This is a genomic window from Streptomyces sp. MB09-02B (genome assembly GCF_033794485.1).
Lineage (GTDB): Bacteria > Actinomycetota > Actinomycetes > Streptomycetales > Streptomycetaceae > Streptomyces.
The window spans coordinates 1-2,622 of the sequence record NZ_JARGEE010000716.1 but is presented as its reverse complement, the minus strand read 5'-3'; the positions used below and the strand labels follow the sequence as shown (position 1 = coordinate 2,622).

Annotated in this window: 3 protein-coding genes; all 3 read left to right on the top strand. The window is 69.3% G+C overall.

Annotation, left to right across the window (positions count from 1 at the left end):
* Positions 1-435: 435 nt before the first annotated feature.
* The 3 genes from P1P70_RS43245 to P1P70_RS43235 all read left to right on the top strand — a co-directional run bounded on the left by P1P70_RS43245 (position 436) and on the right by P1P70_RS43235 (position 2,537).
* Positions 436-1,311, top strand: a complete 876-nt coding sequence (locus P1P70_RS43245) for a helix-turn-helix transcriptional regulator (RefSeq protein ID WP_319247781.1) — start codon at positions 436-438, stop codon at positions 1,309-1,311.
* A 61-nt stretch (positions 1,312-1,372) separates the two neighbouring features.
* Positions 1,373-1,585 (top strand): DUF397 domain-containing protein, encoded by a 213-nt coding sequence (locus tag P1P70_RS43240; RefSeq protein WP_045559951.1) that lies wholly within the window; start codon positions 1,373-1,375, stop codon positions 1,583-1,585.
* Between the two features lie 136 nt (positions 1,586-1,721).
* Positions 1,722-2,537, top strand: a complete 816-nt coding sequence (locus P1P70_RS43235; RefSeq protein ID WP_319247779.1) for an SAM-dependent methyltransferase — start codon at positions 1,722-1,724, stop codon at positions 2,535-2,537.
* Positions 2,538-2,622: the final 85 nt, after the last annotated feature.

The following is a 2,622-nucleotide window of genomic DNA, read 5'->3' as shown; positions in this document are numbered from 1 at the left end:
GTACATGGTCGGGGCTAACCGGTCCGGGGACTGGGGGAGGGTGGGCGGAGCCATCGCCGTATGCCTTTCGTTGGCCCTTCGCACCGGTGGGGTGCCGGTGCCACGGCCGTCTCGCCACTCGGCGCGAGCTCTGGCAACTCGCGTCGAACAGCGCTGAGTTGCGGCCACATCTCCCCCAACCTGGCCGCGCGGCCTCAGCGTTCACCGAAGCCGTGACGGTACGTCCACTGTGGCATCCGCGAACAACACCTCGCAACCATCAAGTTGAAATTTGCAATTTGTGGGGCGCAGGCTGACCCCGATCGCGCCAAGATCGTGTCAGACTGCGCTCACAAAGCGACTCGCACAACAACGCGCATTCTTTGAACGAAAGCGCTCAGGACCCGTAATCCAGATCGACATGACCTCTGTGGCTCGGTGTGAGGGGTGGTGGGCGTGACCGCGGAAACGGACTGGGGCGGCGCCCCCTCCGTACTGCGCATGATCCTCGGCAGACAGCTGGAGGAGTTGCGCACGCGCGCCGGGCTGACGTTCGAGCAGGCGGGCGAGGCGATCGGTGTCAGCCATTCCACGATCCGCCGCCTGGAGGCCGCCAAGGTCGCCCGGTTGCGCCTGCCGGATGTGGAGAAGCTGCTCCAGGTCTACGGCGTACGGGACCAGCAGGAGATCGAGACCTTCCTGAAGTCGGTCCGCGAGGCCAACAAGCGCGGTTGGTGGCACACCTACCGCGACGTCCTGCCCGACTGGTTCGCCGCCTACCTCAGCCTGGAGCAGGCGGCGCTCCAGATCCGCGCGTACGAGGCGCAGTTCGTGCACGGCCTGCTCCAGACCGAGGAGTACGCCCGCGCCCTGCTCGGGGCCGGCAACCCGCACGCGGCGGCGGAGGACACCGAGCGGCGGGTGGCGCTGCGGATGCGCCGCCAGGAACTCCTCACCCGCCCGCAGCCGCCCCGGCTGTGGGTGGTGATGGACGAGACGGTGCTCAGATGGCCGGTCGGCGGACCGGACGTGATGCGCGCCCAGGTCGACCACCTGATCGAGCTGAACCGGCTGCCGCATGTCACGGTCCAGATCATGCCGTTCCAGAACGGCCCGCATCCGGCGATGCGGGCCGGTGCGTTCCACCTCTTCCGGTTCAGGGCCCCCGAGTTGCCCGACATCGTCTACCTCAGCGGTCTGGTGGGCGCGGTGTACCTCGACAAGGGGGACGACGTGGTCGTCTACCGCGAGGCCCTGGACCGGCTGGGCGCGCAGTCGGCGCCCGCCCGCAAGACCGAGGCCCTCCTCGGCGCGCTACGCAAGGAGCTCTGACGTGCACCACCGCATATCCAAGGCAACGACCACCGGAGTACACAACGACGTCCGCAACGGCATGCCCGCCCGCGACCTCGGCGCCCAGGACTGGCACCGGCCGTGGAGCGACGACGCGGGCGGCGCCTGCGTCGAGGTGAAGAAGCTCGCCGACGGCCGGGTCGCCGTACGCCAGTCGACCGACCCGGACGGCCCCGCGCTGCTCTTCACCCCCCGTGAGATGACCACCTTCCTGGCCGGCGTGAAGGCGGGCGAGGCCGACTTCCTGCTCTGAACCCCTCAACCTGCTTGCTGCCACGCCTCGTTGACGCTCCACCTGTTTATGGGATCCGGGGGTTCCGGTACTTGCCGAACCCCCGGCCTTGCCCGATCGTGCACCTGGACAGAACGACTTGATGGGAGGGACGGCGTTGCCCGACAACGGATGGCCGGCCGACCGGATCGACACCGAGCACGCGCACTCCGCGCGTATCTACGACTACATCCTCGGCGGCAAGGACTACTACCCGGCCGACAAGGAGGCCGGTGACGCGATGGCGCACGAGTGGCCGGCCCTGCCGGTCCACATGCGCGCCAACCGCGACTGGATGAACCGCGCGGTGCGCTGGCTCGCCGAGAAGGCGGGCATGCGCCAGTTCCTCGACATCGGAACCGGCATCCCCACCTCCCCCAACCTCCACGAGCTAGCCCAGTCGGTGGCCCCCGAGTCACGGGTCGTCTACGTGGACAACGACCCGATCGTCCTCACCCTGTCCCAGGGGTTACTTGCCAGCACCCCCGAGGGCAGGACCGCGTACATCGAGGCGGACTTCCAGGACCCGGAGACCGTCCTCGGCTCCCCCGAGTTCCTGGAGACCCTCGACCTGAGCGAGCCGGTCGCGCTCACCGTGATCGCGATCGTCCACTTCGTGCTGGACGAGGACGACGCGGTCGGCATCGTCCGCCGGCTCCTCGAACCCCTCCCCTCGGGCAGCTATCTGGCGATGACCATCGGCACCGCCGAGTTCGCCCCCGAGGAGGTGGGCCGGGTCGCCCGCGAGTACGCGGCCCGCGACATGCCGATGCGGCTGCGCACCATCGACGAGGCCCACGAGTTCTTCGAGGGCCTGGAACTCGTCGAGCCGGGCATCGTCCAGGTCCACAAGTGGAACCCGGACGGCACGGGCGAGCAGGACATCCGCGACGAGGACATCGCGATGTACGGGGCGATCGCCCGCAAGCCGTGACCTGAGACAGGACGGTGCGTCCCCCGGCCCGCCGGGCCGGGGGCGCGCCCGCGCAGGAGCGCGGGGACCCGCGGCCGGCCACGAC